General features: G+C 41.3%; 12 protein-coding genes. All 12 read right to left on the bottom strand.

What is annotated here, in order from left to right; all coding sequences use genetic code 11:
• Window positions 1-35: 35 nt before the first annotated feature.
• The 12 genes from BM294_RS09745 to BM294_RS09690 all read right to left on the bottom strand — a co-directional run bounded on the left by BM294_RS09745 (window position 36) and on the right by BM294_RS09690 (window position 16,640).
• A complete protein-coding gene (locus BM294_RS09745) occupies window positions 36-722 on the bottom strand; it encodes a FadR/GntR family transcriptional regulator (RefSeq protein ID WP_091207550.1) in 687 nt (228 codons plus the stop codon).
• 100 nt (window positions 723-822) lie between these two features.
• A complete protein-coding gene (locus BM294_RS09740; protein ID WP_091207547.1) occupies window positions 823-2,094 on the bottom strand; it encodes a TRAP transporter large permease in 1,272 nt (423 codons plus the stop codon).
• Between the two features lie 4 nt (window positions 2,095-2,098).
• Window positions 2,099-2,593 carry a TRAP transporter small permease gene (locus BM294_RS09735; RefSeq protein WP_091207544.1) on the bottom strand — a complete coding sequence of 165 codons (495 nt, stop codon included), beginning with the start codon at window positions 2,591-2,593 and terminating at the stop codon, window positions 2,099-2,101.
• 159 nt (window positions 2,594-2,752) lie between these two features.
• On the bottom strand, window positions 2,753-3,877 hold the full coding sequence (locus BM294_RS09730; RefSeq protein ID WP_091207541.1) for a TRAP transporter substrate-binding protein: 1,125 nt from the start codon (window positions 3,875-3,877) through the stop codon (window positions 2,753-2,755).
• Between the two features lie 275 nt (window positions 3,878-4,152).
• Window positions 4,153-5,085: a transketolase family protein gene (locus tag BM294_RS09725; protein ID WP_091207538.1), complete on the bottom strand. Its 933-nt coding sequence runs from the start codon at window positions 5,083-5,085 to the stop codon at window positions 4,153-4,155.
• A 4-nt stretch (window positions 5,086-5,089) separates the two neighbouring features.
• Window positions 5,090-5,890, bottom strand: coding sequence for a transketolase (locus BM294_RS09720; RefSeq protein ID WP_091207535.1), 801 nt, complete (start codon window positions 5,888-5,890; stop codon window positions 5,090-5,092).
• Between the two features lie 580 nt (window positions 5,891-6,470).
• Complete coding sequence (locus tag BM294_RS09715; RefSeq protein ID WP_091207532.1) at window positions 6,471-8,432, bottom strand: fructose-1,6-bisphosphatase; 1,962 nt, start codon at window positions 8,430-8,432, stop codon at window positions 6,471-6,473.
• Window positions 8,433-8,856: 424 nt separating this feature from the next.
• A complete protein-coding gene (gene ftsH, locus BM294_RS09710) occupies window positions 8,857-10,869 on the bottom strand; it encodes an ATP-dependent zinc metalloprotease FtsH (protein WP_091207694.1) in 2,013 nt (670 codons plus the stop codon).
• Window positions 10,870-11,135: 266 nt separating this feature from the next.
• Window positions 11,136-11,450 (bottom strand): metal-sensing transcriptional repressor, encoded by a 315-nt coding sequence (locus BM294_RS09705; RefSeq protein ID WP_091207531.1) that lies wholly within the window; start codon window positions 11,448-11,450, stop codon window positions 11,136-11,138.
• 3 nt (window positions 11,451-11,453) lie between these two features.
• Complete coding sequence (locus tag BM294_RS09700) at window positions 11,454-14,033, bottom strand: heavy metal translocating P-type ATPase (RefSeq protein ID WP_091207528.1); 2,580 nt, start codon at window positions 14,031-14,033, stop codon at window positions 11,454-11,456.
• A 600-nt stretch (window positions 14,034-14,633) separates the two neighbouring features.
• Window positions 14,634-15,077: an ATP-binding protein gene (locus BM294_RS09695; RefSeq protein ID WP_091207526.1), complete on the bottom strand. Its 444-nt coding sequence runs from the start codon at window positions 15,075-15,077 to the stop codon at window positions 14,634-14,636.
• A gap of 231 nt (window positions 15,078-15,308) precedes the next feature.
• Window positions 15,309-16,640, bottom strand: coding sequence for an aspartate kinase (locus tag BM294_RS09690; protein WP_091207523.1), 1,332 nt, complete (start codon window positions 16,638-16,640; stop codon window positions 15,309-15,311).
• Window positions 16,641-16,877 lie beyond the last annotated feature (237 nt).

The raw sequence follows: 16,877 nt of genomic DNA, 5'->3' as shown, positions 1-16,877 counted from the left end.
TATCGATTTTAGATCAAACTAATTATACCGCCTTTTTACATTACAATAATTCTTTCCATGTCTTCATCAATCAATTCAATGTGCCTTTTCATGTACATCTCTGCAACATCCGGATCTCTGTCCGTTATTGCCCTTAGAATTTTTCCATGTGCCTCAATGGCGTTATCCACATTATGTCTGATCTTAAATGTCTGAAATCTGAAATTCATGATACGCTTATTGACGTTATGATTAATCAGCTGCATAACTTCATTGCCGGTCATTTTCATGATTTTTGAATGAAATTCTTCATCCAGATATGCCAGTCTCTCATCATCCATGACTGCGGCTGTAGTGATAAATGTTTCATGAACTTCTTTCAGTTCCAAAATATCTCCATCCGAAGCCCTTGCTGCTGCCATACGCGCAGCAGCGGGTTCTATTATGTTTCTGAACTCAACGTAATCCTGTATGGTTCCTCGATTCTTAGTGAACCAGTTGACCAGAGCATCTGTATCATTCTGTGTCTTTCTGATGATAAATGCTCCTTTTCCCGGCTCAATCGAGATATACCCTTCAGCTTCCAGATCTCTGAACGCTTCTCTCACGGTACCTCTTCCGACAGACAGTTTTTCACATACTTCCTTTTCTGTTGCCAGCTTATCTCCTATTACTGCCTCATCAGACTCAAGATACTTCTTTAATTCGTTTATTGTTTTCTGTGTTGCCGATAACTTTTTCATAGTTTCTCCATTGACTTTTGAGCATCAACTCATCGTAATTCTGCTAATAAAGAGCTGAATATAATACATTTCTCTTCAGACATCACATATCAAAGCATCATTATGCTCCCAAAAGCATATTTGGAAGCCATGTAACTATTCCCGGTATATATGTACACATCATAAGTGTAACAATCAGTGGAATAATAAAAGGCAATATACCTTTATACAAAACTTCAAGTTTAAGATGAGCAAGGTCACTTATGATAAACAGACATACGCCGAAAGGCGGTGTGACCTGCCCGATCATAAGGTTAAGTACCATCACAACACCAAAATGAACCAGATCAAGTCCTATTCCCTGAGCTATAGGAACAAGTACCGGAAGCATAAGTGTAAGTATGGCTCCGGGTTCCATAAACATTCCGAGTATAAGAAGTATGATATTGATAATCAAAAGAATAACTATCTGATTAGTACTTATACCCAGTATGAAATCCGCAATATCTCTTGATATACCCTCTTTAACCATGACATAGGTAAATAGTGTCGATGTTCCAATGATAAACAGTGTATTGGCTGCACCTACCGCTGAGTCCTTTGCGCAACGGATGAAATCCTTAATTCCCAATGTCTTGTAGACAACAGCAGATATCAGAAGTGAATATAATACCGCTATGCAGGATGCTTCTGTAGGTGTGATCCATCCGGTTGTGAATCCTGCCAGTATAATTATCGGTGTTACAAGTGATAGAATTGAACCCTTGAAACTTTCTGTCAGAACCTTAAAACTGAATACAGATTTTTCATATCCTCTTTTAACAGCGAATATAAAAACCAGCACCATGAGAGCAAATCCCATGAGTAGCCCCGGTATAACTCCACCCATAAAAAGTTTTGCCACAGATACAGATGCAACCGATCCATATATGATAAGAGGAATACTTGGGGGAAATATTGGTCCGATTACAGATGATGCCGAAGTAACAGCCGCTGAGAATTCATCGTCATAGCCATTATCACGCATAGCCTTCATCTCTATTACGCCAAGTCCGCCTGCATCAGCTGCCGCAGAACCGGACATTCCTGCAAAAATAATACTTGCAACAATATTTGCATGTCCAAGTCCTCCGGGAATCCATCCTACCAGTGCTTTTGCAAAATCAAATATCTTTGTGGTTATCTTTCCTTCATTCATGAGATTGCCTGCAAAGATAAACAACGGCACTGCTATAAGCAGGTAGGAATCAATGCCCGTTACCATCTTTTGTCCGACTATCTGAAGCGGATATCCTAGTGCAATGCATCCTGCTGTGGCTCCGGCACCTATAGCTATACTTATCGGAGCTCCGATTAGAAGGAGTACTAGAAATGTCAAAAGAAATACTATCATCTCATCAGTCTCCTCCCTTATGATCCTTATTTATAACCCTGTTCAAAATCTCATATAAAGAAACGAGAACAAAGTAAACACCCGCTATGGCACACGGCAGATAATGCCATGCCTTTGTGAGTTTCTGCATTGTTGAAAACCTGCTTGTTGCAAGGATAGGATACATATCCTTATAGGATACAACCATGATGATACCCAGAAAAATCATAGAGATCCGTATGACTATCCAAAACACATTTCTAAGTTTATCCGATACCCTGACGTATATCATGTCCAGATTTATCATTCTGTTTTCATCTATAAGGGTTATAAGTCCCATAAATGACATCCACATGAACAGGAATCCGCAAAGTTCTGTTGACCATCGGAATGATGTATTGATAAGATTTCTTACGATAAGCTCAGAAAGCATGATCGTGACTATTCCGAGAATACAGATAAGCATTATCACCGTGGATATTAGCTTAAGAATATTGAGGATTTTCCGATATAATTTCACGATAGCCTCCTTTTAATGTTTTCTCTTGAAAAGGGGCAGGATACCTTTACGGCACCTGCCACTTTTCATTCATTGTATTAAATGTAAATGTATAGGCTTCAGCCTGTATGTTAATCTACATACTCAATTCAAAATAAATCAATCGGCATATCCATGAAATCACTTATTTAATGCAAGAATGGAATCAAGGAGCTCCTGATCATACCAGGTTTCATTCTCATACTTCTTATAGAAGTTTGGAATATCCAGCTTATCTTTGAATGACTGAATATCAGGATCATCATCAAACTGAACTCCTGCATCCTCAAGAGTCTTTCTTGCTGTTACGTTATCCTCTTTGATAGTATCGAAAGAATACTTAGCGGCTGCCTTTGCCTGTTCACTGAGAATCTTCTGATACTGTTCAGGCAACGCATCCCATGAATCCTTGTTGGCTGCCATGGTGCATCCCATCCACATATAGTTGATAAAACTAAAGTACTTTATATCATCATAAGTAGCGTTAGCAACAAGATGATATGTTGCATTATCCTGTCCTTCAGCAGTTCCGTTTGAAAGAGCTATAGCAAGCTCGTTAAGAGCCAGTGCAACAGGATTTGCTCCCAGTGTCTGCCATACATCAAGATATACCTGACTTGTAGGAACTCGAAGTTTCACACCTGAAACGTCATCAGCTGAATGAATAGGCCCACCGGCTTCCGTTGTTGAAACCTGTCTCATACCATTATCGCCTTCAGCAAGATATATAAGACCCACATCAGGAAGTCCGGAGAATATCTTGTCTCCTATCTCTCCGTTTGTCACCTCATATGCCTGATCCGCATCCTTAAAAAGGAAAGGCATATCAAGAACCTTTGCTTTGTCGTAAAACTCTGTAAATCCGGATGTTCCGGCAAAAATAATATCTATAGTACCAAGTCTTGTGGATGCCAGAGCCTCCGCATCATTTCCGAGTTCTCCGGAACTGTGTACATCGAGTGTTATCTGTCCGTTTGATGCTTCCTTCACAAGTCTTGCATACTCTGCAATAGTCTTTGTTGGCACTGAATTTTCATTTCCCGGTGAATAGATAGTTAATGTCACAGGATCTAATCCGGCAAGCTCTCCCGACCCACTTTCAGCTGCCGCCTTAGTTTCCTCCTTTGGAGCTTCAGTTGCAGCTTCCTTTGCCGCAGCAGTTGTCTCCTTTGTTTCAGTTGCCTTTGCACCTGACGAACCACAACCTGCAAGTGACGTTGCAGCCATGGTCATCGCCAGTGCCAATGACACAATTCTTTTTTTCATTTTCCCTCCTTTGGCGCTTTTCACAATTGTCGTACAATCTTTGTGAAAATGTCATACAATCTTTACTGTTATAATGATTTTAACCCACTTCGCTGAGCATTACAACTAATTTATATGCTTTTTCAAATAATATATTGTGCATCATAACAATCACATTGTATAACAAAACGCGGCATGCCCTTTCCGGACACACCGCGTTCCTTTACTCCAAAAGAGGTGTTTTTTATATCACAAGACTCTTTAGAATCCTGATTTAATCTGACTAAAAATATAAATTATTTACCAAGCATTGTTTTGATATCAGCAACAGCATGCTCTACTGTAAGGCCATACTCTTCAAAGAGTAAATCCGGCTTACCAGACTGACCGAAACGATCCTCGATTCCAATGATAGAGAACCTGGCTCCTGCCTTACCCGCAAGTACTTCTGCCACTGCTGAACCGAGTCCGCCTATAACACTATGCTCCTCCATAGTAACAATAGCTTTAACCTTATCGTTGTACTTAAGGATAGTCTCCTTATCGATGGGCTTGATAGTATGCATATTGATGACAGCTGTGCTGATACCCTCTGCATCAAGCTTCTTTGCTGCTTCAAGGGCTTTGGAAACCATAAGTCCGCAGGCAATGATCGCAGCATCAGTTCCATCCTTGATAACTGTGGCCTTACCGAATTCAAAAGGCTTGTCATCAAGTTCAGGAATATCATCAACAACAGGTCTTCCTACACGAACATATACAGGACCGTCAAGCTCTGCAGCTGCACGAACTGCCTTTTCTGTCTCCTGAGGGTCAGCAGGAACGATAACCTTCATGTTAGGCATGACTCTCATAAGAGCAATATCCTCTACTGACTGATGAGAACCACCATCCTCACCTACTGAAAGACCTGAATGTGAGAATGCAAACTTGACATTGAGATTCTCATAAGCAACAGAGTTACGAATCTCCTCATAGGCACGTCCTGCGCCAAAGAGTGCGAAGGTTGATACAAAAGGAATAAGTCCGTCATGAGCAAGACCTGCTGCCGTATCTACCATGTTGGCCTCGGCGATACCCATATCAAAAAATCTCTCCGGAAACTTCGCCTTGAAATATTTGGACTGTGTAGCATTTGCAAGATCAGCATCAAGTGCAACAATCTTGTCATTTTCCTCACCTAACTTTGCAAGTGTCTCACCAAATGCAACTCTTAATGACTTTCCCATATTATCAAACCTCCTGCTCTGCAAATGCTTTCTCAAACTGCTCTTTGTTTATCGGGTTGCCATGCCATCCAAACTGGTTCTCCATGAATGAAACGCCCTTACCCTTGATTGTATGGCAGCAGATAAACTTCGGCTTTCCGTTGTGAGGAGCCTGAAGTGCTTCGTCGATAGCCTTTATATCATGTCCGTCAACATCATAAACTTCCCAGCCGAATGCCTTGAACTTGGCATTGATATCGCCGAGGCTCATAACTTCCTCATTGGAACCGTCAATCTGGAGGTGGTTGTAATCGAGCATCCATGTAAGATTGTCAAGCTTGTAGTGAGCTGCTGACATAGCCGCCTCCCATACAAGACCTTCCTGACACTCACCATCACCAAGTACTGCGTATGTATTCCATGTCTGCTTCTGTACCTTTGCACCAAGTGCAAGACCGATTGAGATAGATGCGCCCTGACCAAGTGAACCTGTGTTAACGTCTACGCCCGGTGTCTTCTTACAATCAGGATGTCCCTGAAGGTGGCTGTGAATCTTACGGAGATTAGCAAGATCTGACTTAGGAAAATATCCAAGATCAGCAAGTATCGCATAAAGTGTCGGGCACGCATGTCCCTTGCTCAGAACAAACCTGTCACGATCTGCCTTCTTAGGATCCTTTGGGTCAAGTCCCTTCATTGTGTCATAGTAAAGCGCCATAAGCATCTCTACACATGAAAGAGATCCACCCGGATGTCCTGAATTTGCCGCATAAAGCATCTTCAATATCTCAGCTCGGATTTCCTTCGCCTTCTTTTCGTAATCCATAAAAAACTCCTCCTCTTAATGTGAAGCTTAAAAAAACAGCATGAATCAACTTTAATATATGCAGAAATTATGTCAACCAAAATCTGCTTTTGTACTAATAATAAAAAGCAATTGTGGGATATGTCTATTTTTTAACAGAAAATTTTGTACATACTTCACAAAAACATCTATTTTTCTACCGATTTTTCGACAACATCTCGTTCTTTCTCCACACCTTCTGTAAATCTTTCAATAAACCTCTGTCAGGTACAAAAAAAAGCTTTGCTCAACATTCCCCAGGAAATATCGTAACACCTTGTAGGACGTTTGTAAAACAATATTTGTGCATTATTCACTATTCAAAGTGCTATTTAACATATTATATTGCACATATTATACCTTATATGTATCATTCGACGTACGGTTTGTCATACAATAATTCTCTTTATCTTAAGCACTTTCAGGTCATCCCTATGCTATCACCCATACCTGTTAAAAAACATACCGTTTTTTCTCCATAAACCTTTCATCAAAATAAGACCTTTTGCAACAAATCAATGTCGCAAAAGGTCTTTTGTTTATCTTTTCATCTATATCCTGTTTATCGCTTTCTGGGAATGATTTCACCCTGCTCAAGGATGTCACCATTACGATATGCTGCAAGAAGCTCTTCCAGATCGGATATCTGTTTCTTAAGATCTCTTCCGTTATCCGTCTCGCCTACTCTTACTCTAGTCTTCATCTGCTCAACTATCTGAATCTCAGGAGTATTCTCGGAACCCTTCTTGAATCCCTTATGTTCTGCAAGGGCAAGATGACGTGAGTTGAAGATAAGAGTATACCCGGCAATTCCTGTTCGTGAGTGGTATGCCTTGGATATACCTCCATCGATGATAAAAAGCTTACCATTGGCCTTGATAGGTGACTCGCCCATCTTGGTCTTTACAGGTACATGTCCGTTAACTATATGACCCAAAGAAGCATCTACATTGAACTCTTCAAAGATTTTATCCACATACTTCTCTTCCTTCACAAGATCGTAGTATGCATTAAATCTCTCCTTGTGTGTCGCAGGATCCTCTATGAAGCAGTGCTCAAAAGTGGTTATTTTATCCTTTCCAAAAAGAGGCGAATTCGGTCCGCACCACATATACCAGAAGAAGTCTGTTGCATAGAGTTTACCCTGAGGATCATTTTCTCCGTTAAGGAAATATGCATCTATGGCTTTATCATTAAAATAATCAAGAAGCGCTTTTCCGGAAAAAGTTCCGTCAGGTGTCTTGAGTTTTCTGAAGCTGCCGTCCTTCTCCATCGGAATACATCCGTGATAAAGAATGTTGTTGTTTACCACCTTATACATCGATCCGTTTGTAAAGAAGAAACGTATATGCTTCTGAAGAAGCTGTGAATGAGTAAAACTGTACTTAAGAGTCTTCATGAGAAGTTCTTCTCTTTCTGTCAGCTTATATGGATGCTTTGGATCAATGGTCGGGAAATTCTTATCCTTAAGTGGATATATCTTTCCATCGATTTCCACAGTTCCCTTCTCGTAATCCACCTTTTCAAGGAGAAGTCTGTGCTCAAGATGATATTCGGGATGTCTCTTTATGAGAAGTCCTTCCTCCTTCAGCATGATAATGGAGATTGCCTTACACATCTTTGCGGCAAGTGCCGGAGAAACCGAGTCGGAGACATTGGAATCCAGGAGATGCGGCTGGAAACATTCGCATGGATCATCACCGTATACTTCCTCGGCATACATTGAAAGTGGCCTAAGATTGATGCCATAGCCGTCCTCAAGCACATCAAATGAATTGTATGAGGTTGCTATACGAAGAACATTGGCAATGCAGGCAGGATTTCCGCAAACAGCACCCATCCAGTCAGCGTCATGATTACCCCACTGGATATCTACATCATGAAAACTCATAAGTTCCTCCATGATGCGGTCAGCATGAGGTCCTCTATCGAAAACATCCCCTATGATATGAAGATTATCGATGACAAGATTCTGGATAAGCTCGCAAAGAGCGATAATAAAATCATCTCCCATATCTATGTCTATGATGGCATTCATGATTTCACGGAGATATCCCTTCTTGTCTTCATCATGACTGTCAATATGAAGGAGCTCGTCGATAGCATAGGCATAGTTCTTTGGCATCTTTTTACGAACTTTTGAACGTGTAAACTTGGATGATACCACGCGGCAGATATTAATAAGACGATGTATGGTTATGCGCTGCCACTCCGGCGAATCGATCTTCTTGTGAGCAGATGATGAAAGAATATCTCTCGGATAATAAATGAGATTCGCAAGTTCCAACTGTTCTTCCTCCGGAAGCAGATTGCCGAAGGTTTCGTCAATCTTGTCTCTTACGATACCTGATGCAGAACGCATAAGATAAATAAACGCATCACTCTCTCCATGAAGATCTGAGAAAAAGTACTCTGTTCCCTTTGGTAATGCACAAATCGCTCGCAGGTTGATGATTTCGGCACCTGCATCCGTAGCAGTGGGAAACTGCTTTGCCAATAACTTCAAATAATCAAGATCACGCATTTTCTAATACTCCAAAACTTCACAATGTCATTAAAATGACAGCCTTCATTGTTTCCTGAATTTTCAAGGCCCAACAAACATGTACTAATTATATAGGTGGTGTAATCATATTTCTATACATATTCACCATTGTATCAATAAAAAAACCAAAAAATGATACAATTTTAACAAAACTTATAGGTTATATTTAACGCTCATGCGGTTGGCATAGGAATAGGCGATAGAAAAACGGAGTCAGCAGCAAAATCTCATGCCACTGACTCCGTCTCTTTTCATTAATCTTTATGGAAACGCTGATTAAAGCGTTTCTCCGACCGGATTTTCGATGTAAAGTACCTACTTCCTTTGAAAATCCGTACCCCGACGCCGAAAGTTCCAAGGAAACACTGATATAATCAGTGTTTCCTTGGAACTGTCTCATTTTTTATGTATTTGGTGCTACAACAGAAGGATCAATTTCCTTTCTGTTAAGAATCTCCATGAACTCTGCACCTGTGATGGTTTCCTTCTCATAGAGGAACTTTGTTATCTCATGAAGCTTGTTAATATTGTCCTGAAGAAGCTGGTATGCCTTATCATGCTGTTTCTTAACAAGATCAACTGTCATCTGATCGATCTTTGTCTGAGTCTCCGGTGAGCATGTAAGGGAAGCATCGCCTCCCAGATACTGGTTGTGAAGCTGCTCCATCGCAACCATGCCGATATCATCAGCCATACCGTAACGTGTGATCATGGCACGGGCATACTTTGTTGCCTGCTCGATATCATTACTTGCACCTGTTGTACATGTATGGAATATTATCTCCTCTGCACAACGGCCGCCTGTCAGAGTCGCTATCTTGTTCTCAAGCTCTTCCTTAGAGTAAAGGTAATGATTTCCCTCTTCCTCTACCTGCATGGTATAACCAAGTGCTCCTGAAGTTCTCGGAATGATGGTTATCTTCTGAACAGGCGCACTGTTCTTCTGAAGTGCAGCAACAAGTGCATGACCAACCTCATGGTAAGAAACGATAAGTTTTTCCTTATCTGTCATAACCTTGTTCTTCTTCTGATAACCTGCTATAACAACTTCGATTGACTCTTCAAGATCAGATTGTATAACTCTTTCTCTTCCTGCTCTTACGGCTCTCAATGCCGACTCATTGATAATGTTGGCAAGTTCTGCACCGCTGGCACCTGCTGCCGCCTTGGCTATAGCTTCAAGATTTACATTTTCAGCCATCTTGATGTTCTTTGCATGAACCTTAAGTATATCAACTCTGCCCTGAAAGTCAGGAAGTTCAACAGGAACACGGCGGTCAAATCTTCCCGGTCTTAAAAGTGCTGGGTCCAGCGAATCCGGCTGGTTTGTCGCAGCAAGAATGATGATAGCCTTTGATGAATCAAACCCATCCATCTCAGTAAGAAGCTGATTAAGAGTCTGCTCACGCTCATCATTACCGCCCAGATTACCTCCGCCTCTCTTTTTACCGATTGCATCGATCTCATCGATAAAAATGATACATGGCGCTTTCTTCTTTGCCTGATCAAACAGATCTCTAACCTTGGCAGCACCCATACCAACAAACATCTCAACGAATTCAGAACCGGAAATCGAGAAGAAGGGAACATTTGCTTCACCGGCAACAGCCTTGGCAAGAAGTGTCTTACCTGTTCCCGGAGGGCCTACAAGAAGTGCTCCCTTAGGGATATGTGCACCGATTTCTGTATATTTATCAGGTTCTTTCAGGTAGTCAACCATCTCACTGAGAAGCTCCTTGGCTTCATCCTCACCTGCCACGTCCTTGAAAGTCACCTTATTATCACCGTTTGCTTCATATTCTCTGGCATTGGACTTTCCAAATCCTCCAAACATTCCGCCACCGCCCATGGAGCCCATGGTAGAAGCCATTCTCTTTGAAAGCCAGTTGCCAAGTGCCCAGAAAATAAGGATAGGGAATATCCAGCTAAGTACAAAAGAAAGCAACGGGCTTGTTTCTACAGGTATCTCCTCCTCGAAGTTGACATTCTGGCTGTACAGTTTGTCAAGTACCGAAGCTTCTGTATACTGGTTCTTTAAACGTCCTGTTCTGCAGGTTAATGACTGACCGTTAACATTGGCAACATATACTATTGCATCATCACCCAGACTTACTTTGGTGATTGCATTATTATTAACCGCATTGATAAATTCCGTATATGAAGTCTCTCTGACCGAACGTGTCAGAAGTGAAGGAAATACAAAAGTGTTCAAAAGAAGGATGATCACCAGCGCAACGAAATAATAAAAGATCAAAGGTCTTCTGTTTCTCGGCTTATAGCTGTTTCCGTTGTTTCCCTGATTATTCTGATTGAAACGATTGAAAAAATCGTTGAAATTATTGAATCCATTGTCATTTGGATTGTTCTGGTTATTACCGGAATAATTCTCATTCGCAAGATTCAGCTGCGATGACATTTTCTTCCTGGTGAAAACATTGAAGATATTTACCATACCATGCCCTTTCTACTACGCATCCCCGATGTATCCATAAGGATCTCCATTTTGTTTATCGAGAACTCCCAGCTTTCTGTATTTCAATCATAAGATATAATACTTAGTCTGATGTTCTGCTTTTTATGATAGCAAATATACTGTTTAAATGTGTATTAGATGTGAAAAAAGCTAAACAAAATATAAAAATATAGCAGTCGTAAGCTTTGAGTGCTAACGACTGCTGTAAATCACTTCATGGTCTTTTTCAATAGTTCACATAGTTCATCAACGGCTTCCTCATTACCGGCTTTTATATCATCCACAACACAGGATTTGATATGCGTCTGAAGAAGTTCCTTATTGAAGGAATTGAGTGATGCCTGTACCGAACTTACCTGCATAAGCACATCAGGACAATATCTGTTATCTTCTATCATCTTTTTTATGCCGCAGATCTGACCCTCTATCCGGTTTAACCTGTTCACAAGCGCCTTAACCTGTTCAGGAGTTCTTGGTTTATGTTTATGACGCCCGTTCTCATCTATATGACAACATTCAGGCATGGTTTAGCCCTCAATTGATACAAATTCAAAATCGCGATCTTCTACAGCCTTCCTGATTTCGTCATCGGCCACTTCCTTTGTAAGCTCGATAACAGCTGTTCCTGCATCATGTGATACTGTAGCAAGCTCGATTCCGTCGATAGCCTCAAGAGCCTTCTTGACTGAAGCCTCGCAGTGTCCACACATCATACCCTTGATATTAACTGTCTTTGTCATTTTTTTGTTCTCCTTTGTATTAGTTATATTATCCTCTACGGCTGATTCAACAGTAGAAGTATTTACCTTTATTTTTCTGTCTCTCTTAGAGTCATGGACATCAATCAGATTCAGTCTGAGAGCATTCATACATACAGTGAAGCTGGAAATGCTCATGGCAGCAGCCCCTACCATAGGATTCATCTCAAATCCCCATCCAAACAGAGCCGAATAAAAGCCTGCGGCAAGAGGTATACAGATAACATTATAGAAAAATGCCCAGAAAAGATTCTCATGTATATTACCGATGGTTGCTCTACCAAGTCTGATGGCAGCTGCAACATCTGTAAGCCTTGACTTCATAATGACAACATCTGCCGCGTCAATGGCTACATCCGTTCCGGCACCGATGGCAATACCGAGATCCGCTCTCGTGAGAGCCGGAGCATCATTGATTCCATCTCCAACCATGGCGACCTTCCCCTTCTTCTGAAGTTCACGGATTACCGCTTCCTTTCCGTCGGGAAGCACTCCTGCGATAACGTGGTCAATGCCCGCTTCTTCAGCGATAGCTGCTGCGGTCTTTTCATTATCGCCGGTTATCATGTAAACCTCGATTCCCATGCCCTTCAGCTCTTTTATAGCCTGTGAAGAATCTGCCTTGATAGTATCTGCCACAGCAATGATTCCTTTCAGCCTTCCCGCCTCAGCAAAAAACAGAGGTGTTTTCCCCTGATGTGCCAACGCAGAAGCGTTTTCCAGCATCGAGTCCGGAACCGGTACATTATCATCCATGAAACGGCCGGATCCCGCAAGTACCTCGTAGCCGGACAGTACACCCTTTACACCGTTTCCCGTTAATGCCTGGAAGGCGGTAACCTCTTTAGGCTCTACTTTCTTTTCTTCAGCATACTTCATGATGGCCTTTGCCAATGGATGTTCCGATTTTACTTCAATGCTGGCGGCCAGAGACAGCAGCTCTTCTTCCTTGACTCCATCTGCCGGTACCATGTCAGTAACCTTCGGCTCACCTGCTGTGATGGTTCCTGTTTTATCAAGAGCAACTATCTCGATTCGTCCTGCCTGTTCCTGCGCCGCTGCTGTTTTATACAGAATTCCGTTCTTAGCACCTACACCGTTTCCGACCATAATTGCAACAGGAGTTGCGAGTCCCAAAGCACACGGACATGATATCACCAGTACGGCAACCGCTCTCGGAATCGAGAACTCAATGCCTTTTCCGGCAAATATCCATATAAATAATGTCATAACTGCCACAAAAATGACCGCCGGCACAAAAACAGCTGCCACCTTATCTGCTATTCTTGCAATAGGTGCCTTGGTTGCCGCCGCATCCGTCACCATATGTATAATCTGGGATAATGTGGTATCCTCTCCTACTCTCGTTGCCCTTGCCTTGATGAATCCGGATTGATTGATTGTAGCAGCCGAGACCATATCTCCCACTGTTTTATCTACCGGAATGGACTCTCCTGTAAGGGCAGATTCATTAACAGCCGTATCACCTTCCTCGATGAAACCGTCCACCGGAATGGCTTCCCCGGGTCTTACTGCGAAAATGTCTCCAACCTTCACATCTGAAACAGGAACCTCTGTTTCCTTCCCGTCTTTATAAATTACTGCCGTCTTTGGGCTAAGCTTCATAAGACTTTTAAGAGCATCTGTGGTATGTCCTTTGGATATCGCTTCAAGAAGCTTACCGACAGTGATAAGTGTAGGTATCATAGCAGCAGTCTCGAAGTAGAGATTGTGACTCAAATGATGAACTGCCTTCATATCCGAAAGTCCGAGTTTATCTGTCATTATGTAAAGAGACACCAGCGAATATGCAAATGATGCGGATGACCCGAGTGCTATAAGAGCATCCATATTTGGCGATCCGTCAAGCAGCGTTCTGAATCCTCCGGTAAAAAATTTCCTGTTTATATACATAACAACAATAGCTATAAGCATCTGCGTCATGGCATTCGATACAGGATTTTCAAGGAAAACCGGCACAGGAAATCCTGCCATATTATGCCCCATGGAGAGATACATAAGGACAAGCAGTAATCCCACGGACTGATAGAGACGCTTTTTCAGCTTTGGAGACTCATGATCCTTTAGCGCCTCCTCCTGTGCGTTCATACTATCGCTAATTTCTAAGCTTTTTTCGTCTTTCGTTGTACCACCTTTTACTGAAGCACCATATCCCGCAGCTTCAACTGCCTTTATAACCTCACTTGCATTGCAATCACCTTCAACCATGAGAGTGTTTGTAAGAAGTGAAACATTGGCCTCTTTTACTCCGGGAACTGTCTTCGCCGCCTTCTCCACTCTTGACTGACATGCGGCGCAGCTCATGCCTGTCACTATATACTGTTCCATATAACCTCCTTGATGTTCCAAATGAAGCGGCATAAACGTCATCACTAAATATGATCATCATAGCGTCTTCATCAGGCTAAATCTTTGAGACAGGAAATACTTAAACAATGTATCCCCCAATATAAGGGTATTCCGGGTAATTGGATGATTCACACTGAAAAACCGTCAGGAACCCTTTCCGTCAGCGCTTCACCAACATACCCCTATACCCTATTTTTTATTCTTTATACCACCCCGGGGTATATTGGTCAAGAGGTTTATGATGAAATCAATTATATTTTGCAAAATGAAAAATATACTGCATACTTACATAATTATTCTTATACCCGTTTTGCAGTTACTCTCATAACTAAATACTCCATGTTCCAGTCACACTTCAGATATCCAGCCATATAAACATTTTTAAAGTATGTCAGGTTAACTATTAACTAAGAATCTGAACTATCATCAGACTTTTACCAAAACAAATAATGCATCAGTCTGAGGAACCAGCCAAAAAGGAAGGGTCAAATGAACCCTTCCCCAAAAAACGACTATAATCCACATCCGTTGTACACAAACAGAATATATAAACAACTACTTTACTCGCCGCGCCAGTCTTTATATTATCTTCTTTATCAGCATGAGAAAATTCTCATCCCCTGTTCTTTCATACAAAATATCATCCATGGATTTCTTCACCATGAATATCCCAAGACCTCCTATCTCACGATCTTCCGCATCAAGAGTAGTATCAGGGTCTTCCTTTTCCAGTGGATTGTACGCTATACCCTTATCTCTGAATCCTATCTGAACCCTGTCACCAGTCTCATTCTTCGATATAGATATCCAAGCATTCCCCTTCAAATCGGGATTTATCTTTTTGTAGGCATAGTGGGCAATGTTAACGAAAATCTCCTCAACTGCAACATCTATCTTCATGGTTAGTCCCATGGAACATCCGAGTTCTTCAAGATATTCATTTACAAAATCAAGCACTGAATCCAGCTCTGATATTTCCGCATCAACACAGAACTCTCTCTTATCTATTTCATTCACATTCATACCACTGCTCCCGTTAACATTAATAACGCTATAGTAATATGATACCAAAAAAAGGTCCGAAGAGGTAAAAAACTCTTCGGACCTTGAAATTTATTTTGCTTTATCAATTTTCCATTATTGATTCATGAATCACTAAAGATAATGCCTGACTCAAATCATAGTTTCCTCATGAAAAAATAATAATCAATTTATACGTATTTTATTTCACCATCAACCTGTCTCGAAACAGCATCAGACTTCATTAAGTGAACTGTCTATGGATTCGTAGATTGCTATGATGGCATCCTTGTATCTTTCTTCAGGAACGCCTATAAGAAGATTGAGTTTACCGGCGCCTTGATTTATGGTGCTGATCTCAATGCCGGCATTATCAATAGCATGAAGTACTTTGACATTGGCATCGCTGGACTCTGTTCCTCTTTCGCCCACAACAGCAATCATGCTTAGATTTTCTTTTATGCCAAGATAATCAGGACTGAGCTTTGATTTAATCTCTGTCAGAAGTTCATCCTTGCAAGGATTCAAAAGGTCACTTCTGATGACAAGAGTAATTGTATCGATTCCTGTGAGACACTGTTCAAAAGGCAGTTTACGTTCTCTGAGAATATCCAGCATTATAGCACTGAAACCTGAACCGTCACTGACCATAACCTTTTCTACCTGAATAACCGACATACCGAGACGACCGGCAACTCCTACTACAGGATGCTTCACCTTTCCTTCGGGCAGTTTACGAACGATAATTGTGCCATGATCATCAGGACTGTTTGTGTTTCTGATATTAATGGGGATACCGAGATCAGATGCAGGTAAAACAGCATCTGTATGAAGCACTGATGCACCCATATAGGAAAGTGTTCTAAGCTCGCGGTAACTTAGATACTCCACGGATTTTGGAGAATCAACAATACGTGGATCAGCAGCAAGAAGACCTGAAACATCGGTCCAGTTTTCGTACAGGTCAGCCTGTATGGCGCTTGCCACAAGACTTCCGGTAACATCAGAACCGCCTCTTGAAAATGTATGAATTCTGCCGTCAGAATCAGCTCCGTAAAATCCTGCAACTACAGCCTTCTTCAGTGGTCTAAGCGCAGCTCCCATTGCACGCCTTGTCATGTTGCTGTCCAAAGTTCCGTCTTCATTAAAACAGACACACCAGGCCGGGTCAACAAATGTAAAACCAAGAAAGGCTGCAAGTAACTGCGAGTTCAAATACTCTCCCCGACTTGCCATATACTGACTGTCGGGATTTTCAGACAAATGTTTTCTGATAGTATCTATTTCTTCATCCAATGTGAAATCAATGTGCAGTTCATCTATGATTTCCTGAAAGCGTTTTTGTATTTCACATATATCCTGTTCATAATCTTCATCATTTTTTGCATGATGATAGCACTTCAAAAGCATATCAGTCACCTTTACATCTTCGGGAAAACGTTTTCCCGGAGCTGATGCAACAATAAATTTTCTGTCTGGATCTTTAGATATTATATCTTTTATTTTTTTAAACTGACCGGCATCTGCCAAAGATGTTCCACCGAATTTTGCAACAACTGTTCTCATAAGTATACCCGCTTCCTATAAAACACTTTTCTTCGATAATAGAAAAAAGCACTGAGTTTCATTTTACTCTAAGATTATGCCTGATGAAAGCTGTTTTATTGTTGCAAAGTGTAAAAGTGTACAAGTGCTCAAGTTGACCTGTGGTATGATGCACTAAATCTTTATCCGTAATTCTGCATTAAACTCCAAAGAGCAATTTTAAATATATTACACAAAAAACTATAATTTATTGCTGTA

Origin of the sequence: Oribacterium sp. WCC10, from assembly GCF_900113415.1 — a bacterium.
Classification (GTDB): Bacteria; Bacillota; Clostridia; order Lachnospirales; family Lachnospiraceae; genus Oribacterium.
Note: the sequence above shows the minus strand (reverse complement) of the source record. Positions and strands in the feature narration are given on the sequence as shown.

Coding starts and splice junctions, on each gene's coding strand:
- BM294_RS09745 (WP_091207550.1), bottom strand. CDS start 722: ATGAAAAAGTTATCGGCAACACAGAAAACAATAAACGAATTAAAGAAG.
- BM294_RS09740 (WP_091207547.1), bottom strand. CDS start 2,094: ATGATAGTATTTCTTTTGACATTTCTAGTACTCCTTCTAATCGGAGCT.
- BM294_RS09730 (WP_091207541.1), bottom strand. CDS start 3,877: ATGAAAAAAAGAATTGTGTCATTGGCACTGGCGATGACCATGGCTGCA.
- BM294_RS09725 (WP_091207538.1), bottom strand. CDS start 5,085: ATGGGAAAGTCATTAAGAGTTGCATTTGGTGAGACACTTGCAAAGTTA.
- BM294_RS09720 (WP_091207535.1), bottom strand. CDS start 5,890: ATGGATTACGAAAAGAAGGCGAAGGAAATCCGAGCTGAGATATTGAAG.
- BM294_RS09715 (WP_091207532.1), bottom strand. CDS start 8,432: ATGCGTGATCTTGATTATTTGAAGTTATTGGCAAAGCAGTTTCCCACT.
- ftsH (WP_091207694.1), bottom strand. CDS start 10,869: ATGTCATCGCAGCTGAATCTTGCGAATGAGAATTATTCCGGTAATAAC.
- BM294_RS09705 (WP_091207531.1), bottom strand. CDS start 11,450: ATGCCTGAATGTTGTCATATAGATGAGAACGGGCGTCATAAACATAAA.
- BM294_RS09700 (WP_091207528.1), bottom strand. CDS start 14,033: ATGGAACAGTATATAGTGACAGGCATGAGCTGCGCCGCATGTCAGTCA.
- BM294_RS09695 (WP_091207526.1), bottom strand. CDS start 15,077: ATGAATGTGAATGAAATAGATAAGAGAGAGTTCTGTGTTGATGCGGAA.
- BM294_RS09690 (WP_091207523.1), bottom strand. CDS start 16,640: ATGAGAACAGTTGTTGCAAAATTCGGTGGAACATCTTTGGCAGATGCC.